Origin of the sequence: Micromonospora halophytica (genome assembly GCF_900090245.1) — a bacterium.
Lineage (GTDB): Bacteria > Actinomycetota > Actinomycetes > Mycobacteriales > Micromonosporaceae > Micromonospora > Micromonospora halophytica.
On the sequence record NZ_FMDN01000040.1, the window covers coordinates 1 to 18,819 of the forward strand.

18 protein-coding genes and 2 pseudogenes are annotated in these 18,819 nt (G+C 71.9%); 10 read left to right on the forward strand and 10 right to left on the reverse strand.

All coding sequences use genetic code 11. The features are described 5' to 3' along the window. Both GA0070560_RS27295 and GA0070560_RS27300 read left to right on the forward strand, forming a co-directional pair. Window positions 1-311: pseudogene (locus GA0070560_RS27295) on the forward strand (IS982 family transposase); the annotation flags it as partial. Between the two features lie 37 nt (window positions 312-348). Beyond that, entirely contained in the window at window positions 349-882 is a 534-nt protein-coding gene (locus GA0070560_RS27300; protein ID WP_091302929.1) for a GNAT family N-acetyltransferase, read from the forward strand. A gap of 13 nt (window positions 883-895) precedes the next feature. On the opposite strand, the gene GA0070560_RS27305 is transcribed toward GA0070560_RS27300, so the two are convergent. Genes GA0070560_RS27305 through GA0070560_RS27315 form a run of 3 tightly spaced genes read right to left on the reverse strand, consistent with a single transcriptional unit; the run spans window position 896 to window position 3,588 of the window. After that, window positions 896-1,861: a TIGR03885 family FMN-dependent LLM class oxidoreductase gene (locus GA0070560_RS27305; RefSeq protein WP_091302931.1), complete on the reverse strand. Its 966-nt coding sequence runs from the start codon at window positions 1,859-1,861 to the stop codon at window positions 896-898. 38 nt (window positions 1,862-1,899) lie between these two features. Continuing rightward, entirely contained in the window at window positions 1,900-3,312 is a 1,413-nt protein-coding gene (locus GA0070560_RS27310; RefSeq protein ID WP_091302933.1) for an NADP-dependent succinic semialdehyde dehydrogenase, read from the reverse strand. A gap of 12 nt (window positions 3,313-3,324) precedes the next feature. Further along, complete coding sequence (locus GA0070560_RS27315; RefSeq protein ID WP_091302935.1) at window positions 3,325-3,588, reverse strand: DUF6343 family protein; 264 nt, start codon at window positions 3,586-3,588, stop codon at window positions 3,325-3,327. Between the two features lie 192 nt (window positions 3,589-3,780). On the opposite strand from GA0070560_RS27315, the gene GA0070560_RS27320 reads away from it, so the two are divergent. Further along, window positions 3,781-4,401 (forward strand): antibiotic biosynthesis monooxygenase, encoded by a 621-nt coding sequence (locus GA0070560_RS27320; RefSeq protein WP_091302937.1) that lies wholly within the window; start codon window positions 3,781-3,783, stop codon window positions 4,399-4,401. 112 nt (window positions 4,402-4,513) lie between these two features. Further along, the gene (locus tag GA0070560_RS27325; protein ID WP_091302939.1) at window positions 4,514-5,356 is read left to right on the forward strand and encodes a GDSL-type esterase/lipase family protein; all 843 of its coding nucleotides are present in this window, start codon (window positions 4,514-4,516) and stop codon (window positions 5,354-5,356) included. A 128-nt stretch (window positions 5,357-5,484) separates the two neighbouring features. Here the strand turns inward: GA0070560_RS27325 and GA0070560_RS27330 are convergent, their stop codons facing one another. The 3 genes from GA0070560_RS27330 to GA0070560_RS27340 all read right to left on the reverse strand — a co-directional run bounded on the left by GA0070560_RS27330 (window position 5,485) and on the right by GA0070560_RS27340 (window position 7,401). Further along, window positions 5,485-6,264, reverse strand: coding sequence for an EcsC family protein (locus GA0070560_RS27330; RefSeq protein WP_245675751.1), 780 nt, complete (start codon window positions 6,262-6,264; stop codon window positions 5,485-5,487). A gap of 35 nt (window positions 6,265-6,299) precedes the next feature. Then, window positions 6,300-6,449 carry a hypothetical protein gene (locus GA0070560_RS28935; RefSeq protein WP_170839607.1) on the reverse strand — a complete coding sequence of 50 codons (150 nt, stop codon included), beginning with the start codon at window positions 6,447-6,449 and terminating at the stop codon, window positions 6,300-6,302. 73 nt (window positions 6,450-6,522) lie between these two features. After that, complete coding sequence (locus GA0070560_RS27340) at window positions 6,523-7,401, reverse strand: peptidase M23 (RefSeq protein WP_091302943.1); 879 nt, start codon at window positions 7,399-7,401, stop codon at window positions 6,523-6,525. A 422-nt stretch (window positions 7,402-7,823) separates the two neighbouring features. On the opposite strand from GA0070560_RS27340, the gene GA0070560_RS27345 reads away from it, so the two are divergent. From GA0070560_RS27345 to GA0070560_RS27355, 3 genes are all read left to right on the forward strand, one after another. Continuing rightward, window positions 7,824-8,744, forward strand: coding sequence for a proteasome assembly chaperone family protein (locus GA0070560_RS27345; RefSeq protein WP_091302946.1), 921 nt, complete (start codon window positions 7,824-7,826; stop codon window positions 8,742-8,744). Between the two features lie 149 nt (window positions 8,745-8,893). Beyond that, a complete protein-coding gene (locus GA0070560_RS27350; protein ID WP_091302948.1) occupies window positions 8,894-9,691 on the forward strand; it encodes an exodeoxyribonuclease III in 798 nt (265 codons plus the stop codon). Between the two features lie 38 nt (window positions 9,692-9,729). Beyond that, entirely contained in the window at window positions 9,730-10,050 is a 321-nt protein-coding gene (locus GA0070560_RS27355) for an antibiotic biosynthesis monooxygenase family protein (RefSeq protein WP_091302949.1), read from the forward strand. Between the two features lie 42 nt (window positions 10,051-10,092). On the opposite strand, the gene GA0070560_RS27360 is transcribed toward GA0070560_RS27355, so the two are convergent. Together GA0070560_RS27360 and GA0070560_RS27365 are read right to left on the reverse strand one after the other, a co-directional pair. Continuing rightward, window positions 10,093-10,788 (reverse strand): class F sortase, encoded by a 696-nt coding sequence (locus GA0070560_RS27360; protein WP_425412728.1) that lies wholly within the window; start codon window positions 10,786-10,788, stop codon window positions 10,093-10,095. After that, window positions 10,785-11,390 carry a hypothetical protein gene (locus GA0070560_RS27365; RefSeq protein ID WP_425412727.1) on the reverse strand — a complete coding sequence of 202 codons (606 nt, stop codon included), beginning with the start codon at window positions 11,388-11,390 and terminating at the stop codon, window positions 10,785-10,787. The genes GA0070560_RS27360 and GA0070560_RS27365 overlap by 4 nt, the downstream gene beginning before the upstream one ends. Window positions 11,391-11,607: 217 nt before the next feature. Here GA0070560_RS27365 and trmB point away from each other — a divergent pair, with 217 nt between their 5' ends. Next, window positions 11,608-12,234 carry a tRNA (guanosine(46)-N7)-methyltransferase TrmB gene (trmB, locus tag GA0070560_RS27370; RefSeq protein WP_425412729.1) on the forward strand — a complete coding sequence of 209 codons (627 nt, stop codon included), beginning with the start codon at window positions 11,608-11,610 and terminating at the stop codon, window positions 12,232-12,234. Window positions 12,235-12,329: 95 nt separating this feature from the next. Further along, window positions 12,330-14,834 carry a DEAD/DEAH box helicase gene (locus tag GA0070560_RS27375; RefSeq protein ID WP_091302955.1) on the forward strand — a complete coding sequence of 835 codons (2,505 nt, stop codon included), beginning with the start codon at window positions 12,330-12,332 and terminating at the stop codon, window positions 14,832-14,834. Between the two features lie 174 nt (window positions 14,835-15,008). On the opposite strand, the gene GA0070560_RS27380 is transcribed toward GA0070560_RS27375, so the two are convergent. Beyond that, the gene (locus tag GA0070560_RS27380) at window positions 15,009-15,557 is read right to left on the reverse strand and encodes a uridine kinase family protein (RefSeq protein ID WP_091302957.1); all 549 of its coding nucleotides are present in this window, start codon (window positions 15,555-15,557) and stop codon (window positions 15,009-15,011) included. Between the two features lie 442 nt (window positions 15,558-15,999). Between GA0070560_RS27380 and GA0070560_RS27385 the strand changes: the two genes are divergently transcribed. Further along, window positions 16,000-18,171, forward strand: a complete 2,172-nt coding sequence (locus tag GA0070560_RS27385; protein ID WP_139131618.1) for a hypothetical protein — start codon at window positions 16,000-16,002, stop codon at window positions 18,169-18,171. Between the two features lie 291 nt (window positions 18,172-18,462). Here the strand turns inward: GA0070560_RS27385 and GA0070560_RS29680 are convergent. After that, window positions 18,463-18,819: pseudogene (locus tag GA0070560_RS29680) on the reverse strand (transposase); the annotation flags it as partial.

Genomic DNA, 18,819 nt, shown 5'->3' on the forward strand with positions numbered 1-18,819 from the left:
CGGACAAGGGCTACGTGTCCGGTGAACTGGACCGCTGGCTGGCCGAGCGTGGAGTGCGGCTGCTGCGACCGTCCTACCGCAACCGCACCCCACGCCCCGGCGAGCACCTGCTCAAGCCGATCCGGCAACTCATCGAATCGGTCAACGACACCCTCAAGGGCCAGCTCGACCTCGAGCTACACGGCGGCCGCAGCATCGAAGGCGTCGCCGCCCGCGTCGCACAACGGCTCCTGGCCATGACCGCCGCCATCTGGCACAACCGGACCACCGGACAACCCCTGACCAGGTCCTTGATCGCCTACGACCACTGACCAGGATTAGGACTTACTCGTCTAGCAGCATGGCCACATGACCGACCGGCAGACGATCACCATCCGACCAGGCGGCCCGGACGACGCCAGCACCGTGCTGCGCCTGCTCGACGACGCCACTGCCTGGCTGGTGGCGCACGGACGGACCGGCCAGTGGGGCACCGAGCCGGCGTCGACCGATCCTCGCCGAATCGCCCAGGCCGAGGCGTGGGCCACCGGTGGTGGCCTGCACCTGGCTGAGGCCGGTGACGCGGCCGTGGGCGCGCTGGTGGTGGGTGCGGCAACCGCCTACGTTCCCCCGGCGACCGAGCCGGAGCTGTACGTGAACCTGCTGGTCACCGACCGGGCGTACGCGGGCCACGGGATCGGGGCGCGGCTGTTGGCGTACGCGGCGCAGCTGGCCCGGGCCCGGGGCCTGGGGTTGCTGCGGGTGGACTGCTACGGCGGCGACGACCGGGCGCTGGTCCGCTTCTACGAGGGCTGCGGCTTCACCGCCACCGATCCGTTCACCGTCGAGCGGCCCGGCCGCGCCCCGTGGCCCGGCCAGGTGCTCCAGCGCCGGCTGACCTGAGCGGCCGGCGGGCTCAACCGGCAGCGCGCAGCTTCGGCAGCACCTCCGCGCCGAAGGTGTCGATGAAGGCCCGCTGCTCCTGCCCGACGTGGTGCAGGGCGATCTGGTCGAAGCCCAGCTCGACGTACTCGGCGAGCCAGCCGACGTGCCGAGCGGGGTCGGCCGAGACGTTGACCACCTCGGTGACCTTCTCCATCGGCACCTGCTCGCTGACCACGTCGAAGTGCTCGGCGGTGTCCAGGTCCCAGCAGACCGGCGGGGCGAAGACGTTGCTGCGCCACTGGTCGTACGCGATGGCCTCGGCCTCGGCCTGCTCGGGCGCCCAGCTCACGTGCACCTGCAGGTGCAGCGGCCCCCGCCCACCCGCGTCCCGGTACGCGTCGATCATCTGCCGCAGGTGCTCGGTCGGGGCGTTGACGGTGATCAGGCCGTCGGCCCACTCGGCACACCAGCGCGCGGTCCGCACGCTCACGGCCGCCCCGATCAACGCGGGCGGCTGCTCCGGCCGGGTCCACAGCTTCGCCCGGTCCACCCGGACGAGCCCGTCGTGGCTGACCTCCTCACCGGCGAGCAGCGCCCGGATGACGTCGACGCACTCGCGCAGCCGCGCGTTGCGCACGTCCTTACGCGGCCAGGCGTCGCCGGTGATGTGCTCGTTGCTCGCCTCGCCCGAGCCGAGGGCGGCCCAGAACCGGCCCGGGTACATCGCCCCGAGGGTGCCGATCGCCTGGGCGATGATGGCCGGGTGGTACCGCTGGCCGGGAGCGTTGACCACGCCGAACGGCAGGGTGGTGGCCTGCAGGGCGGCGCCGAGCCAGGACCAGGCGAAGGCGGACTGCCCCTGCCGGGCGCTCCACGGCGAGAAGTGGTCCGAGGACATGGCCGCCCCGAAGCCGGCCCGCTCGGCGTGGATCACCGACTCCAGCAGCTTGCTCGGGTGGATCTGCTCGTGGGAGGCGTGGAAGCCGAACACCGTCATGGGCAGCGTTCCTACCCATGACGGTGCCCGGTCAATCGCTACTCGGCGTGGGCACCGGCGCCGGCCGAGGCGGCGCCCTCCCCCACCCAGACGGTCTTGGTGTTGCAGAACTCGCGCATGCCGATCGCCGACAGCTCACGGCCGTACCCGGAGTTCTTCACCCCACCGAAGGGCAGTTCCGGGTACGACGTGGTCATCCCGTTGATGAAGACGTTGCCGGCGTCCAGGTCGGTGGCGAAGCGCTCCTGCTCGGCCGGGTCGGTGGTCCAGGCGTTGGCGCCGAGACCGAAGGAGGTGCCGTTGGCGACCTCGATCGCCTCGTCGTACGACGACGCCCGGTAGAGACCGGCGACCGGCCCGAACACCTCCTCGGCCCACATCCGCATCCGCGGGGTCAGGTCGGTGACCACGGTCGGCGGGTAGAACCAGCCCTCCCCGGCGGGCAGCTCCCCGCCGCAGAGCACGGTCGCGCCGTGCTCCACCGCGTCCCGCACCTGGGCGTGGATCTCGTCCCGGCCGCCGGAGCTGGCCAGCGGGCCGACGTCGGTGCCCTCGTCCATCGGGTCGCCGACCCGCAGCGCGGCCATGTTCGCGGCAAACCTCTCGGCGAAGGCGTCGAAGACGTCGGTGTGGACGATGAACCGCTTCGCGGCGATGCAGGACTGGCCGTTGTTCTGGCAGCGGGCGGTGGTCGCCACCTCGGCGGCCCGGTCCACGTCGGCCGAGGGCATCACCACGAACGGGTCGCTGCCGCCCAGTTCCAGCACCGTCTTCTTCAACTCCCGTCCGGCGATCCGGGCGATCGAGCGGCCCGCCCCCTCGCTGCCGGTGAGGGTGGCGGCGCGGACCCGGGGGTCGCCGAGGATCTTCTCGACGGCGTCCGAGCCGACCAGCAGGGTGCTGAACGCGCCCTCCGGAAAGCCGGCCCGGCGGAACAGGTCCTCCAGGTAGAGGGCGGTCTGCGGCACGTTGGAGGCGTGCTTGAGCAGGCCGGTGTTGCCGGCCATCAGCGCCGGCGCGGCGAACCGCAGCACCTGCCAGAGCGGGAAGTTCCACGGCATCACCGCGAGCACCGGCCCGATCGGCTGGTAGCGCACGAAGGCCCGTTTCGCCGAGACCGCCCCCGCGTCGGCGGGCTCGTCGGCGAGCATCTCCGGCGCGTGCGCGACGTAGAACCGGCAGGCCGTGGCGCACTTGGTCACCTCGGCCTTCGCCGCGGCGTACGTCTTGCCCATCTCCGTGGTCATCAGCCGGGCGGTCTCGTCCCGCTCGGCCTCCAGCAGGTCGGCGGCGGCGACGAGCCACCGTCCCCGCTGCGCGATCGTCGTGCGCCGCAACTGGTGGAAGGCCAGGTCGGCCCGCTCGATCGCGGCGTCGACCTGCTCGTCCGACATCGCGTCGTACGACTTGAGCAGCTGGCCGGTGGCGGGGTTGGTGGTGGCGATGGGCATCTCGTACTCCTGTCACTCGAAGAGTGAGTGCCGTGTGCCCGGCTCCTCGTGGCGGCGGGCGGCGCGGCGGCGCTGGATGACGACCAGGTCGACCACGGCGACCACGGCGAGGACCGCGCACGCCACCCCCAGCCAGGCCACGTCGGCCCGGAAGGCGAGCACCGCGAAGACGGTCATGCTGACCAGGCCGAACAGGGCCAGCGTCAGGCGGAGGTTCAGCGCGCTGTAGGCGTGCCCGACCGTGCCACGGGCACGCCGGGGCTGCGATCTCGTCATCTCCTCGGGCTACCCCCGCAGGCATCGGCCTAACCGGCGGACGCTGCCGCCCGATCGGCGCGGGCACACCGCCACGGCCGGGTGATGCCGGCCACGGAACGGGTATCCGGCGGATGCGACGGCCCGGTGGGTTGCGTTACAACCGTGCGCCGCGACCGGACCGACACCGGAGGCGGCGGGAAGGATGAGGGCATGACCACGACCCACGCGGTGCCGGTGACCGTCGCGATCGCCCGGCGTGCCGATCCCGCGCGTGCCCACGAGATGGTCGCCTGGATGCGCGCCGGCACGGCGCTGGCCGAGAGCTTCCCGGGTTTCCTCGGCGCCGGCTGGGTGCAGAGCGCGCCCGGCTCGGCCGAGTGGCACATGCTCTACCGATTCGCCGACGGCGACACGCTGCGCCGCTGGGAGGAGTCCCCGCAGCGGCACTGGTGGCTCACCTCGGCGCAGGGCATCGTCGAGCACACCCGGACGGAGCGGCGCACCGGCATCGAGGGCTGGTTCGACCCGCCGGTGGACCACGTGGTGGAGATGGTGACACCGGCCGTCGGGGAACCGGTCCCGCCGGCCACGCCGCCGCGCTGGAAGCAGGCCGTGACGATCTGGCTGGCGTTCTTCCCGTTGAGCCTGACCGCGACCCTGCTCACCGCCCGGTTCATCGGCGACGCCCCGCTGGCCCTGCGTACGCTGATCATGACGCTCTGCCTGACCCCGTTGATGACGTACCTGGTGCTGCCCCGGATCACCCGGGCGTTGCACTGGTGGCTGCACGGGCAGCCCGCGCCGTGGCGAATGCTGCGCCGAGCGTCCTAGCAGATCAGTGTTTCCAAATATAGACACTGCCTGAAAGTCGACAGGAGCGGGTTGCGCCGGGCGGCCTCCCCCATACAGTCACCGTGCCGTCACCGCCGGACCGGGGGAAGACATGCCACGCCGCTGGGTCGCCGCCGCCGCCTGCCTCCTGGCACTGGTCGCCCTCGCCTGTGAGGAGGGCGGGTCAGGCTCGCCCCGCCCGACACCGAAGCCCGGGCGGCCCGCCACGATGGCCGCGCTGGGCGACTCGATCAGCACCGGCTTCGGCTCCTGCCTGGTGCTCACCTCGTGCCAGCGCAACTCGTGGTCCACCGGCGACGGCATCCGGGTGGAAAGCCACTACCGCCGGCTGCTCGACGCCGACCCGGGCCTGCGCGGCCGGGCCCGCAACCACGCCGCGCCCGGGGCCCGCGCCGGCGCGCTCGCCGGCCAGGCCGAGGCCGCCGTCCGCGACAAGGCGGACTACGTGACCGTGCTGATCGGCGCCAACGACGCCTGCCGCAAGGACGTCGACCAGATGACGCCGGTGGCGACGTTCCGCAGCCAGGTCGACCGGGGCCTGCGGGTGCTGCGGAAGGGCCGGCCGAAGGCGCGGGTGCTGCTGGTGAGCATCCCCGACCTGCACCGGCTCTGGGAGATCGGGCACACCGAGCCGCGCGCCACCCGGGCCTGGCGGGCCGGTGTCTGCCCGGCGCTGCTGGCGAACCCGACCTCCACCGCGCCGGCCGACCGGGCCCGCCGGGCCACCTTCCGCCAGCGGGTCGCCGCCTACAACGCCCAGTTGAAGGCGGCCTGCCGGGCGTACGGGGCACGCTGCCGGTACGACGGCGGCGCGGCGCACCGGGCCCGCTTCACCCTCGACGACGTGAACGCGCTGGACTGGTTCCACCCCAACGTCTCCGGGCAGAACCGGCTCGCCGACGTCACCTTCCCGGCCGCTGGATGGCGGCTCTGACCGCGCCGTCGACGGCACGTCGCCAGCGCCCGGGAGAGCCGGCAGGGCCACGCGAGGCGGTCGCCGTGGCGGGGAGACGACGCCGCCGCCGTGCCCGGGTGCGGGGACGGCGGCGGCGGGACCGCAGGTCAGGGTTGGCGAGGCTGGGGTACGCCGGGCCGACCGGCCCGGTAGAGCGCCCGGGCACGCTCGGCGAGGTCCTTGGTGGCCGAGGAGTTGGCCCAGGTGCCGAGGATGATCGCGGCGCCGGGGACGACCTTGGCGAACATCCGCTTGGCCGCCCGGACGCCGGCCATCCGGGCCAGCCGGACGCCGAGTTGCAGCATCACCCTGCCCAGCGGGCTCTGCGCGGCGTGACCGAAGAGCGCACCGGCCCGTTCCCGCCCCGCGGCGACCCCGAGGGCCAACCGCGCCGCCTCGGCGGCCTTGTGCACCTTCTGCAGCACCAGCAGGTCGGTGGCCCGGTCCGGATGCACCGGGTCCACCCCGTACGCGGCGGCGACGTGCAGCACCAGCCGGGCCTGGGTCCAGGCCAGCACGCCGACGTCGATGACCGCCCCGGGCAGGCCGGCCGCCCCGGAGACCGCCCCGGAGAGGCGGGCCCGGTTGACGAACCTGCGCACCGCCTGCTCGGCGAGCTCGTCGGCGGAGGCGTCGGGCCGCTCGGCGCGGACCCGGGCCGCCCACGCGGCGGCCTCCGGACCGAGCCGGCGGACCGCCTCCAGGGCGAGGTGCTCCGGGGCGTACTGCGGGTCCTCCCGCATCCGGTCCCAGAGCGTCGCCGGTGGCGCCTCGGGGGCGTCCGGCTCGCCGGTCGGCGTGGTGACCGGGGTGGTCGCGGCGGCGGGGGTGGCCGGCGGTGGCGTGGGGACGGTCGGTTCGTCGTCGACGGGCACGGCGTCGGTCACGAGGGCTCCCGGTGTCGAGGGCGTGGCGGGGGCGGTCAGCGCCGGCGTCCGGCGGAGAACCGGCTCGCCGCCTGCTTGAGCCTGGCCTGGTTCTCCGGCTTGGCCAACTCGCGCCGACCCCGGTCGACCAGCTGCCGCCCCTTCGGGGACCGCAGGAACGCGGTGATTCGCTGCACCAGTGACATGTCGTCCTCCGATCGGTGGTCCTGCGTCATGTGTACCCCGGACCGGCAAACGGTGAACGACCACCACGCCTCCTCACCCCAGGACGGCCTCGACCACCTCGACGGCCAGCCACTCGTGCTGGGCGTACGCGTCCGGGAACGCGGAGACCTGCACGGCCTGGGCGGCGACGGTCAGCGGGAGGTTCTGCCAGCCCGGGATCTCCAGCAGCACGGCCAGGAACGCCCGGGTGGCGTACGCAGGGTCCATCAGGTCGGCGACCGTGCCCCAGCCGCTGCTGGGACGCTGCTGGAACAGGCCGACCGAGTCGTGGTCCCATCCGATGGCCTGGTGCGGGTAGTTCTGCGACTCGGGCAGCACACCGCTGGCGTAGTTGTAGAGCTTGCTCTCCTGCATGGCGGTGGCGACGGCGACGACCAGCGCCTGCCGGGGCGCGCCCATCTCGCGGCCGGCCTTGACGATCTTCACCGCGTTGTCCATCTGCATCCGGTCCAGACCGGCCACCGGGGCGATCCGCTTCGGCTTGGGCTTGGGCTTGGGCTTCGGCTTGGCCTTCTTCGTGGCGGTGGGGGACGCGGAGGCGGTCGGGGAGGCGGTCGGGGGGACGGGGGCGGGGGACGTGGTGGCCAGGGTGCGGTCGTGCCCGCGCGAGGCGGGTTCCTCCTGTGCCCGCTCGGCGAGGGCGGCCTCGGCACCGACCGGCGTCACCGGGTCGGTGGGGAAGGCCTGGACGCCGGCGAAGGTGGCCAGCCCCAGGCAGGAGACCACGCCGGTGGCGAGGACCACCCGGGCCGGGCGGCGGGGGTTAACGAGGGCGCCGAGGCGGGTACGGAGGAGACGGGTCGCCGCGGCGCCACGGAGAACGCCGACCTGAACGGACGAGGGGGTATCGTCCGAACGGCCAGTCGTGTCCTCGGGGGCGTACTGGTCGTCGATGGTGTCGTCGTCACGCATCCGACGAGGCTAGGCAGGCCCACCGGCGGTTACCCACCGTCACGCAGTGGCGCTGCCCACACTCGGGCCGCCGACAACCGGACAGCCCTGCGCGACCCGTGCGGGCAGAACACGAACCCGCCGGACCCGGCAACCCGGGAAGACGGCACGGCTCCCGCCGTACCGGGACGGCGGGGCGGAGACCACCCGCCCCGACCGCATGATCGGCATCATCCACCGTTCGGACGATCCTCACCCGGCCACGCGGACAGCGCGGGTCCGGATGATCGCCGAAATGCTGGGCTTCGCCCGGCTTTGATCACCGAATCGACGGCGACCCGCCCCCTGCTGGAATGGATACCCGCGGCGGGTACGTTCCCCGAACCGGGTGCCGTGTGCGCACGGCCCCCGCGTACGCGCGCTTCCTCAGGAGGTCCGAACCGGTGCTCGACCCACACGAGCTGTACCAGCTCACCGACGATCTGCCCGACCTCGGCCAGCCGGTACTGATCCAGGCGCTCACCGGCTTCGTCGACGCCGGCAGCGCCAGCCGGCTGGCCCGCGAGCAACTGCTGACCTCGCTGGAGTCGCGACGGATCGCCACCTTCGACGTCGACCAGCTCTTCGACTACCGCTCCCGCCGGCCGGTGATGACCTTCGTCGAGGACCACTGGGAGCACTACGACGCGCCGGAGCTGGCGCTGCACCTGCTGCACGACGACGACGAGACCCCGTTCCTGCTGCTCACCGGCCCTGAGCCGGACCTGCAGTGGGAGCGGTTCGTGGCGGCGGTCAGCGCCCTGGCCGCCCGGCTCGACGTCCGGCTCACCGTCGGGCTCAACTCGATCCCGATGGCCGTGCCGCACACCCGCCCGACCGGGGTGACCGCGCACGCCACCCGGCGCGAGCTGATCTCCGGCTACGAGCCCTGGTTGCAACGGGTGCAGGTCCCCGGCAGCGTCGGGCACCTGCTGGAGTACCGGCTCGGCGAACAGGGCCGGGACGCGGTCGGCTTCGCCGCGCACGTGCCCCACTACGTCGCCCAGACCGAGTACCCGGCCGCCGCCGAGGTGCTGCTCTCCTCCGTCTCCCGCAGCACCGGGCTGCTGCTGCCGAGCGACAGCCTGCGGACCGCCGCCGAGGTGGTCCGGGTGGAGATCGACCGCCAGGTCGCACAGACCGACGAGGCCGTCACGCTGGTCCAGGCCCTGGAGGAGCAGTACGACGCCTTCGCCCGCGGGCGCGGGGAGAAGAACCTGCTCGCCACCGAGGCCGGGCCGCTGCCGACCGCCGACGAACTCGGTGCGGAGCTGGAGCGCTTCCTGGCCGAACAGAGCCGCCCCGGCGACACCCCGAACTCCTGACCTGCCGCACACCGGCGACGGCGGTGTCCCCCCCGCGCGGGGCACCGCCGTCCGTCGTCCGCGGGGTCGGTCGCGGGCACCCGGGCGGTGACCCGGGGACCGGCGCGGCTGAGACGGCGCGTCGGCACGGGATACGGCAGGCTGGAGACATGCGCCTGGCGACCTGGAACGTGAACTCGGTGAAGGCCCGACTCCCCCGGCTGCTGGACTGGCTGGCCGGCACCGGCCCCGACGTGGTCTGCCTGCAGGAGACCAAGTGCCCCGACGGCGCGTTCCCGGTCGCCGAGGTGGGCGAGCTGGGCTACGAGGTGGCCAGCCACAGCGACGGCCGGTGGAACGGCGTGGCGATCCTGTCCCGGGTGGGGCTGGCCGACGTGGCGGTCGGGTTCCCCGGCGAGCCCGGGTTCCCCGAGCCGGAGGCGCGGGCCATCTCGGCCACCTGCGACGGGGTGCGGGTCTGGTCGGTGTACGTGCCGAACGGCCGGGCCCCCGACGACCCGCACTACGCGTACAAGTTGTCCTGGTTCGCCGCCCTGCGCGACGCGCTGGAACCGGAGCTGGACTCCGGCGGGCCGGTCGCGGTCTGCGGCGACTTCAACGTCGCGCCGACCGACGACGACGTCTGGGACCCGGCGCTCTTCGCCACCTCCACCCACGTCACGCCGGCCGAGCGGGCCGCCCTCGCCGCGCTGCGCGACCTGGGGCTCAGCGACGTGGTGCCGACCCCGATGAAGGGCCCGCACCCCTACACCTACTGGGACTACCGGGCCGGCATGTTCCACCAGAACAAGGGCATGCGGATCGACCTGGTGTACGCCTCCGCGTCGTTCGCCCGGGCGGTCAACTCGGCGTACGTGGACCGGGAGGCGCGCAAGGGCAAGGGGCCGTCCGACCACGCCCCGATCGTGGTGGACGCCGACCTGGTGCCGGCCGTCGAGTCCTTCTGAACGGGCCACCGGCGCCGACGGGTGACTAGGGTGGAGCCATGGCAGTCGTGAAGATCAACGCGATCGACGTCCCGCCCGGCGCCGGCGAGGAGTTGGAGAAGCGGTTCGCCGCCCGGGCCGGCGCGGTGGAGAACTCCCCCGGCTTCCTCGGCTTCGAGCTGCTACGGCCGGTGGCCGGGGAGGAGCGCTACTTCGTGTACACCCGCTGGGAGAGCGAAGAGGCGTACCAGGCGTGGGCGTCCGGGCCGTCCCGCGCCGCGCACGCCGGCGGCGAGGGCGGCGAGCAGCGGCGACCGGTGGCCTCCGGCGCGACGCTGCTGGAGTTCGAGGTCGTCCAGCACGTCCCCGGCAAGGCCTGACCGCCTCGCCGCACCGGCCGCTCAGGGCTGCCCGGGGTCGGCTCAGGGTTGCCGGCTGTCGGCCAGCGAGGCGAAGGCGATGACGTTGTCCTCGTAGCCGGTGTTCCCGCCGACCCAGGCGCCGCCACAGGTGATCAGCCGGAGCGCGGGCGGGCCGTCGTGGCCGTACACCCGGTCGGCCGGCAGGTTCGACTTGTCGAAGTGCTCCACCGAGTCGACCGTGAAGACGACGACCCGCCGGTCGTCCCGGGTCACCTCGATCGTGTCGCCGGGCTTTAGCTTGCGCAGGTCGTAGAAGACAGCCGGGCCGCTCTTGGAGTCGACGTGCCCGACGATGATCGCCCGGCCCGGCTCGCCCGGGGTGGGGCCACGGTCGTACCAGCCGGTCTCGTGGTGCCGGTTCAGCGGCGGCACGTCGATCGACCCGTCCCTGGCCTGGCCGACCGGGGCCACCGGGGCGTCCACCCGGATCGCCGGGACGGCGACGCTGACCGGCCGGCTCGCCGGCAACCCTCCGGCCGCGCCCCGGGCGGCCGGCGGCTCGGCGCTCGCCGTCGCACCGGGGCCGGCGGCCCAGTCGAAGGGCCCGGCCGTACGCCCCAGACCGGCGCCGGTGGCGAAGACGCCGATCAGCACCAGCAGCACGGCGAGCGGGGTCGACCAGGGGCTGCGGACCTGCCGCCGGTCAGGGCGACCGGCGGGTGCGGCGGCGGGCTGCGCGGCCGTCACGTCGATCAGCCCCTGGCCGCGCCACGGGGCCGCCGGGCCGCGACGATGCCGACGGTCGCCCCGACGATGGTCAGCGCCAGCCCACCGGGGACCAGCAGCCCGCCGAGCCCGAGACCGCCGGCCGCCCCGCCGAAGCCGGTGTGCGGGCCGGGACTGGTCTTCACCTGCTTGACCACCTGGAGCATCGTCGAGGCGGTGGCACCGTCGCGGCACTCCAGCTTGACCCGGTAGTTGCCCGGCCGGGTGCGTTCCCTGACCATCGCCGAGGCGGTCAGCAACCCGTACTGGGGGTGCACCTGGACCCGGCCGAAGGCGTCGGAGACGACGGTCGCCGGGATCGAGTTGTCCTTGCAGCTGGCCCGCAGTCCGACCAGGTAGCCGGGGCTCACGACGCTCGGGCGGACCTCGACGAAGACGACGTTGCCGGGCGGTGGCTGCGGATTCCCGCCCGGTTCCGGCCAGCCCCCGGCCGGGTCACCCGGGGCCGGCGCGAGCACGGGCGGCGGCGCGGCGACGGGCCGGGCGGCGTACGCCGGGACGGCAGTGAACAGCGCCGGGGCGAGGGCACCGAAGGTGACCGCCCACGCGGTGCGCTGGAGCGTGACCGACACACTGCCCCCTCTCGGCGCCCTCGGGCAGCGCCGGGGCGGCTGAGCACCGGCCTGCCGTACGGGATGAATCGTCTCACCCCTGGGCGTACCTCACATCCGATACGCCGGAACCGTCGCGTACGCTCGGGTCGCTGTGACCTCCATCGACCAGAACCCCGCCGTCCCGGCGGCGACGCACCCCGCCGGGATCCGTACCTTCCACCCCCGCCGTGGCCGGATGAGCGGCCGGCAGACCGACGCGCTGGACCGGCTCTGGCCCGCGTACGGCCTCGACATCGCCGGGCTGGACGGGCCGTTCGACCCGGGCGTGTTCTTCGGTCGCGGGGCTGCGGTGGTGCTGGAGATCGGCTCCGGCATGGGCGACGCCACGGCCGCGATGGCCGCCGCCGACCCGGGCCGAGACTATCTGGCGGTCGAGGTGCACACGCCGGGAATCGGCAACCTGCTGGAGCTGGTGCAGCGGCACGGCCTGGGCAACGTCCGGGTGGCCCGGGGGGACGCGCTGGACCTGGTCCGGGCGATGCCGGAGGGTTGCCTGGACGCGGTGCACGTCTACTTCCCCGACCCGTGGCCGAAGGCCCGGCACCACAAGCGGCGGATCATCCAGCCCCGCCATGTGACGCTGCTGCGCTCCCGGCTGCGCCCGGGCGGGACGCTGCACTGCGCCACCGACTGGGCCGAGTACGCCGAGTCGATGCGCGAGACGCTCACCGCCGACCCGGAACTGGTCGACGTGCACGGCGGGTACGCGCCCCGGCCGGCGCACCGCCCGGTGACGAAGTTCGAGCGCCGCGCCCTCACCGCGGGTCGCCCGATCTTCGACCTGGTCCACACCCGCCGCTGACCCGGCTTCGCCGCCCGGACGGCGCGGTACGCCCGACCGGGCGTGAGTGATCCGGTTGGCGCGTGGGGCCCTGCGGCGGGCACGATGGGGGCGCCATGACTCTCACTGCCGCGCTGCCTCGAATCGCCGACCCCGACACCCTCTTCGACGCGTTCGCCGGCTGGGCGTCCGAGCGCGGCCTCGATCTCTACCCGCACCAGGAGGAGGCGGTCATCGAGATCGTCTCCGGCGCGAACGTGATCATGAACACCCCGACCGGGTCGGGCAAGAGCCTGGTCGCCATCGCGGCGCACTTCGCGGCCCTGGCCGAGGACCGGACGACCTTCTACACCGCCCCGATCAAGGCCCTGGTGTCGGAGAAGTTCTTCGCCCTCTGCGAGGTCTTCGGCGCGGAGAACGTCGGCATGCTGACCGGCGACGCCAGCGTCAACGCCGACGCCCCGATCATCTGCTGCACCGCGGAGATCCTGGCCAACCTCGCGCTGCGCGAGGGCAAGCGGGCCGACGTCGGTCAGGTGATCATGGACGAGTTCCACTTCTACGCCGAGCCGGACCGGGGCTGGGCCTGGCAGGTGCCGCTGATCGAGCTGCCGCAGGCGCAGTTCGTCCTGATGTCCGCCACGCTCGGCGACACCACCCGGTTCGTCGACGATTTGACCCGGCGCACCGGGCGGCCGACCGCCGTCGTCCGCTCGGCCGAGCGGCCGGTCCCGCTGCTCTTCTCGTACGCGATGACGCCGCTGCACGAGACCCTGGAGGAACTGCTGGCCACGAAGCAGGCCCCGGTGTACGTCGTGCACTTCACCCAGGCCGCCGCGCTGGAACGCGCCCAGGCCCTGATGAGCGTCAACGTCTGCACCCGCGCCGAGAAGGACCTGATCGCCGAGGCGATCGGGAACTTCCGGTTCACCTCCGGCTTCGGCAAGACCCTGTCCCGGCTGGTGCGGCACGGCATCGGCGTGCACCACGCCGGCATGCTGCCGAAGTACCGCCGGCTGGTGGAGACCCTGGCCCAGGCCGGGCTGCTCAAGGTCATCTGCGGCACCGACACCCTCGGCGTCGGCATCAACGTGCCGATCCGCACCGTGCTCTTCACCGGTCTGAGCAAGTACGACGGCGTCCGGACCCGGCTGCTCAAGGCCCGCGAGTTCCACCAGATCGCCGGACGCGCCGGCCGGGCCGGCTTCGACACCCTCGGCCGGGTCGTCGTGCAGGCCCCCGAGCACGTCATCGAGAACGAGAAGGCCCTCGCCAAGGCCGGCGACGATCCGAAGAAGCGCCGCAAGGTGGTCAAGAAGAAGCCGCCGGAGGGCTCGATCGGCTGGGGCGAGCCGACCTTCCAGCGACTGGTCGAGGCCGAGCCGGAGCCGCTGACCTCCAGCTTCCAGGTCAGCCACTCGATGCTGCTCAACGTCATCGGCCGGCCGGGCGACGCGTTCGCCGCCATGCGGCACCTGCTCACCGACAACCACGAGGAACGCGCCGCCCAGCGCCGGCACATCCGCCGGGCCATCGCCATCTACCGGGCGTTGCGGGCCGGCGGCGTGGTCGAGCAGCTCGACGAGCCCGACGAGAACGGCCGGCGGGTCCGGCTCACCGTCGACCTCCAGCTCGACTTCGCGCTCAACCAGCCGCTCTCCCCCCTCGCGCTGGCCACGATCGAGCTGCTGGACACGGCGTCCCCGTCGTACGCCCTGGACGTGCTCTCGGTGATCGAGTCGATCCTGGACGACCCGCGCCAGGTGCTCTCCGCGCAGCAGTTCAAGGCCCGCGGCGAGGCGGTCGCCGCGATGAAGGCCGAGGGCATCGAGTACGAGGCGCGCATCGAACTGCTCGACGAGGTGACCTGGCCCAAGCCGCTCGCGGAGCTGCTGGAGTCGGCGTACGAGATGTACCGGCAGGGGCACCCGTGGGTCGCCGACCACCAGCTCTCCCCCAAGTCCGTCGTCCGGGACATGTACGAGCGGGCGATGACCTTCGGCGAGTACGTGCAGTTCTACGGGCTGACCCGCTCGGAAGGCCTGGTCCTGCGCTACCTGGCCGACGCGTACAAGACGCTGCGGCAGACGGTGCCCGAGGACGCCAAGACCGAGGAACTGATCGACCTCATCGAGTGGCTGGGCGAGCTGGTCCGCCAGGTCGACTCCAGCCTGATCGACGAGTGGGAGCGGCTGCGCAACCCGTCCGACGTGGCGGAGGTCGCCGCCAGCCTGGACGACCGTCCGCCGGCGGTGACCCGCAACGCGCGGGCCTTCCGGGTGCTGGTGCGCAACGCGCTGTTCCGCCGGGTCGAGCTGGCCGCGCTGCGCCGCTGGGATCTGCTCGGCGAACTCGACGCCGCCGACGGCTGGGACGCCGATGCGTGGGCCGACGCGCTGGAGCCGTACTTCGAGTCGTACGACGCGATCGGGGTGGGGCCGGACGCGCGCGGCCCGGCGCTGCTGATGATCGAGCAGGGCCGGGAGCGGTGGACCGTACGGCAGATCCTCGACGATCCCGACGGCGACCACGACTGGGGCATCAGTGCCGAGGTGGACCTGGTCGCCTCCGACGAGACGGGCGCGGCGGTCGTCCGGATCACGGACGTGGGGCAACTGTAGGACCTTCTCGAAAAGGGCCGTCCGGGATGCCCGGTCGGCTGTCCGGTCCGCAATTAGGTGGACAGCGGTCGGCGTGGTGACCAGGCCGGGGACAACTGCCCGCGGAGGGACAGCGCCGATCCGTCCGGATCTAGTTGGCCATTTCCTCGTTTGCTGAGTCAGGCGAAACCGCAGTCATCCGTGGTCGGCGGTGTCGATGATGAGGTCGGCGCGGTCGCGGGTGCCGTCCGAGGCGAAGAAACTTTCTTCCTCGGTCATCCATTTCTGCCAGAGCTGCTCGACGCCGACGAAGGAGCTGTCGCGGGCGAGGCCGCGCGCCAGTCGCAATGGTGCTGGTGCGTCGACCCAGATGGTGTAGGCAAGTCGATCGATCGTATCGCGGCGGGTGCAGGTGACGCCTTCGAAGATCATGATGGGTGCCCAGGGCTGGGTTTTCCACTCGCCGAGGGTGTTGCCGTACCAGTCCGTCCAGTCTCTGGCCTGGTAGTGGGCATCCTCGCCGCGAAGCAGCGGTGTGAGTACCGGGGTGTCGAAGCGTGGCCACCATCCGGCGAAGTCCTCCCATGAGACGAAGTCGTCGATCTCGATGATCGGCGCCTTCAGCGCCTTGGAGAGGCTGCGGGCGAGGTGGCTCTTTCCCGAGCTGCTCGGGCCGTCGATGCCGACAATACGTATTCCGCTGACCGGCTCACGGGCAGCAACGGCGGCGGCGACTTCGTCCACGACGCATCGCCGCGACCTGGCCCTGGCGAGATCACCTCGCCACCGCCTTCGCCCACCTGACCGCACTACCCCAACCCGCCACCTGACCAGGCAGAACCGCCCCGACCACCACAACCCGGAAGACCACGGAGGACACCGACACCATCGCCGGTTACCTAACCACACCCAAACCCGAACCACATCAACACACATCAACATCAACCCGGCGCCCACCACTGCCACAACCCTCGTGAAAGAGCAGGGCTAGTCACGTTCCGCCTGGCCGAAGCATGCTTGCGGCGCCGGTCGTGGTGTCGGCGACCAACGCGGTTACCGGCGTCGGCGGCCGGGGGGAGCCGGAGGATCCGCGCCAAATTCGCATAGGATGAGGCGAGCAAGCGACCGTGCGGCATCGCGGCAGATCGAGTGGGTCAGCCGGTGAGCGAACGAGCTGGGAGTGCGGGTGCGATCCCTCCGGATAGCCAACTATCTGCTCTGGCTGACCCTGGTGATGGGGATCGCGACAAGCGTCATCTCCAACAACATTCCGCGCAGATACCTGCCACTCGCACCGGTTCTCCTTGTCGTCTCTCTCATTCTCTGGGGGTGGTTGAACGCTCGTCAGGCCGCAGCCGAGCGGGTCCTCGACGGATGGGCGGACCAGCTCGCGAAGGCGGTGAAACGCCAGTGGGACAGGGAAGCCAAGCTCCGCCGGCTGACGGCGCAACCCCGGTTGCCGGTGCGATGGCAGTTGACCACCCGGAACGTACCTAAGAAGTTCAAGTCGGCCGTCGACGGGCAGAAAAACTTCTCTCCGTTGGCAGGTGTCCAGCGCGTCACCCAGGAGATTCTGGCCAACGGTGGCGGTCTCGACGAGTTGCACACCCTCTACGGCGGGCTCGGATCGGGTCGGCTCATCCTCACCGGAGAGCCCGCGGCGGGAAAGACCACGGCCGCCGTGCTGCTCCTGCGCGCCGCGCTGGAACATCGGAAGAACGGCGGATCCGAACACGCCGCCCGGGTGCCGGTGCCGGTCCTGTTCGACCTGGTCGGCTGGAATCCAAACGACGAGGATCCGACGCGGTGGCTCGTCGGCCGGCTGGCTCGGCGGTACTCGATGTTCCGGGGCCGCGTCGGGCGCGCGGCGGCCGAGGAGTTACTTGAGGAAGGCCGCATCTCGGTTTTCCTCGACGGCTTCGACCAGGTCCAGAAGTCCCTCCGGCCAGTCATCATGTCGGCGCTGAGCGACGCGAACTACCGGATCGTCCTCATCTCGCGAGCCCATGAGGCGTCCACCACGCTGCAGAAGGTCCCGCAGGGCTCCGGCGTGATGGTGGAACTCAGGGCCGTCGATTCCTCGGACGCGGTGGCGTACCTCCTGCACGACCGGCCAGAGCCGGTCCCGCCGGCCTGGGCAGCGGTGACCGCGAACCTCGCTGGGGAACCGCAGGGAAGGTTGGCGACCGCGCTCGCCAACCCGCTCTTCGTCAGCCTCACCAACGAGGTCTACGACAACGCCGGGAATGACCGCAGCGTCGACGAGTTGCTCGATCGGAATCGCTTTCCCACCCCGCTGGCCGTCCAGCGTCACCTGCTCGACGAGATCGTCTGGTCCGCGTACCGGCCCCGGCCGCGCCAACCCGCACCGCCGTTCTCAATCGACCAGGCCACCCACACGCTGCGGCTGCTGGCCAGGCGCCTCGATCAGCAGGAAAACAAGTCGCTACGGTGGTGGACGATTCCGTCCTGGGTCACGTCCCGGCGTGCGCCCCTGATCGTCGCGACCGCCGCCGCTGTGTTCCAGACCATCGTCGGGTTCATCCTCCTGCCACCCGTGATGGAACTCCGCTACGCCGCGATCACCAGCATCGGACTGGGCGCCAACGTGTTCCAGCGGCTGTCCTCGAAGTCGACGACATCCGGCGACGACGATGCCCTGACCACTGCGGGCTGGCGGGACATCTTTCCGCCCCGGGCCGTGCCCGTGGGGTTCGTGGTGTGGTCCCTGTCCGGCCCGGGGTCGGTGTTACTGACCCAGTCGGGCGTGCTGGGGAATGATCCGCCGCCGCCCTGGGTGCTGTACACCGGCGCGTTGACGCTGACGTTCGGCGCGATCCTCATCACCGGCCGGGGCTATCAGATGGTGTCCGGGACGATCATCGGTGTCGGGGCGGGTCCGTCGTTCGACCCCATCCGGGACGGGAACGGCCCGGCGGAGATGGAGGTCAGAACGCTCGACCCTCGGGAGGTGTGGCGGCACCACCTCGGCCTACGTCTCGGGCTGGGAATTCTGGTGGGTCTCGCGGTAGGTCTGTTCGTCGGGGGATCGACCGGATCCGTCGACGGCCTGCGGGCCGGCCTCGCGGTGGGCGCAACCTTCGCGCTCATGGCCGCCATCACCGCCGCGCTGGCCCGGAATGTCGGCGTGGCCACCGCGTTCGCGATGGTGGACCTCGCCCGCACCGAGGGAACGCCCCTGCGCCTGATGGCCTTCCTTGAGGACGCGCGCCGCCGGAACATCCTGCGCGCGGTCGGTCCCAGGTACGAGTTCCGGCACGACATGCTGCTCAAGCGCTTCGTCGAAGTTCAGAGCCGGAAAAGCGGCAAGCCTGCTCCGACAGCACAACAAAAGTAACATCGGGTGTGCCGTCCCGGTATCGGGCGATCACACGAATGCGCAGCTCAGGGGCATCAGGTTAGCCTCGCCGAATGCCCGTTGACGAGATCACCGCAACCGCCGCCGGCGCCTGGGCGCTTGGCGACCGTACCGTACGCCGAATGGGTTTCGGATCGATGCGGATCACCACCAACCCCAACTGGGAGTTGGCCATCGCCGTGCTCGCGCAGGCTCGCCCTTGCCATCGTCACGCTCCACTTCGCTCGGTCGGGTTGACGCTAGACGAGTTGTTCCGAAGTCCGGTCCCTGGTCGTAGGCGATCAGTGATCGGGTGACGGGTGCGTTGGTCTTGTTGTTGTGCCAGATCGCGGCGGCCATGGCCAGGAGACGTTGAGCCACCCGCACGGCAACGCCGGCGAAGGTACGGCCGCCGTGTTCCTCCAGGTCAAGCTGGCCCTTGAGGGTGTCGTTGACTGACTCGATGAGCTGGCGGACCTTCTTGAGCGTCGCCTCGCCGTAACGGGTTTTCTCCTTCTTGCGTGACGGCCGTAGCAGTTCGATGCCCTGCTCGGCCAGGTTCCGCTCGAATGCCTTGGACGCGAAGCCCTTGTCCGAGATCAGCAGGATGCCTGGGTGTTCGGCGACCACAGCGGCCTCGGCCTGCAG

Excerpts from the sequence above, each read along its gene's own strand:
- GA0070560_RS27300 (WP_091302929.1), top strand. The coding sequence starts at position 349 with ATGACCGACCGGCAGACGATCACCATCCGACCAGGCGGCCCGGACGAC.
- GA0070560_RS27305 (WP_091302931.1), bottom strand. The coding sequence starts at position 1,861 with ATGACGGTGTTCGGCTTCCACGCCTCCCACGAGCAGATCCACCCGAGC.
- GA0070560_RS27310 (WP_091302933.1), bottom strand. The coding sequence starts at position 3,312 with ATGCCCATCGCCACCACCAACCCCGCCACCGGCCAGCTGCTCAAGTCG.
- GA0070560_RS27315 (WP_091302935.1), bottom strand. The coding sequence starts at position 3,588 with ATGACGAGATCGCAGCCCCGGCGTGCCCGTGGCACGGTCGGGCACGCC.
- GA0070560_RS27320 (WP_091302937.1), top strand. The coding sequence starts at position 3,781 with ATGACCACGACCCACGCGGTGCCGGTGACCGTCGCGATCGCCCGGCGT.
- GA0070560_RS27325 (WP_091302939.1), top strand. The coding sequence starts at position 4,514 with ATGCCACGCCGCTGGGTCGCCGCCGCCGCCTGCCTCCTGGCACTGGTC.
- GA0070560_RS28935 (WP_170839607.1), bottom strand. The coding sequence starts at position 6,449 with ATGTCACTGGTGCAGCGAATCACCGCGTTCCTGCGGTCCCCGAAGGGG.
- GA0070560_RS27340 (WP_091302943.1), bottom strand. The coding sequence starts at position 7,401 with ATGCGTGACGACGACACCATCGACGACCAGTACGCCCCCGAGGACACG.
- GA0070560_RS27350 (WP_091302948.1), top strand. The coding sequence starts at position 8,894 with ATGCGCCTGGCGACCTGGAACGTGAACTCGGTGAAGGCCCGACTCCCC.
- GA0070560_RS27355 (WP_091302949.1), top strand. The coding sequence starts at position 9,730 with ATGGCAGTCGTGAAGATCAACGCGATCGACGTCCCGCCCGGCGCCGGC.
- trmB (WP_425412729.1), top strand. The coding sequence starts at position 11,608 with ATGAGCGGCCGGCAGACCGACGCGCTGGACCGGCTCTGGCCCGCGTAC.
- GA0070560_RS27375 (WP_091302955.1), top strand. The coding sequence starts at position 12,330 with ATGACTCTCACTGCCGCGCTGCCTCGAATCGCCGACCCCGACACCCTC.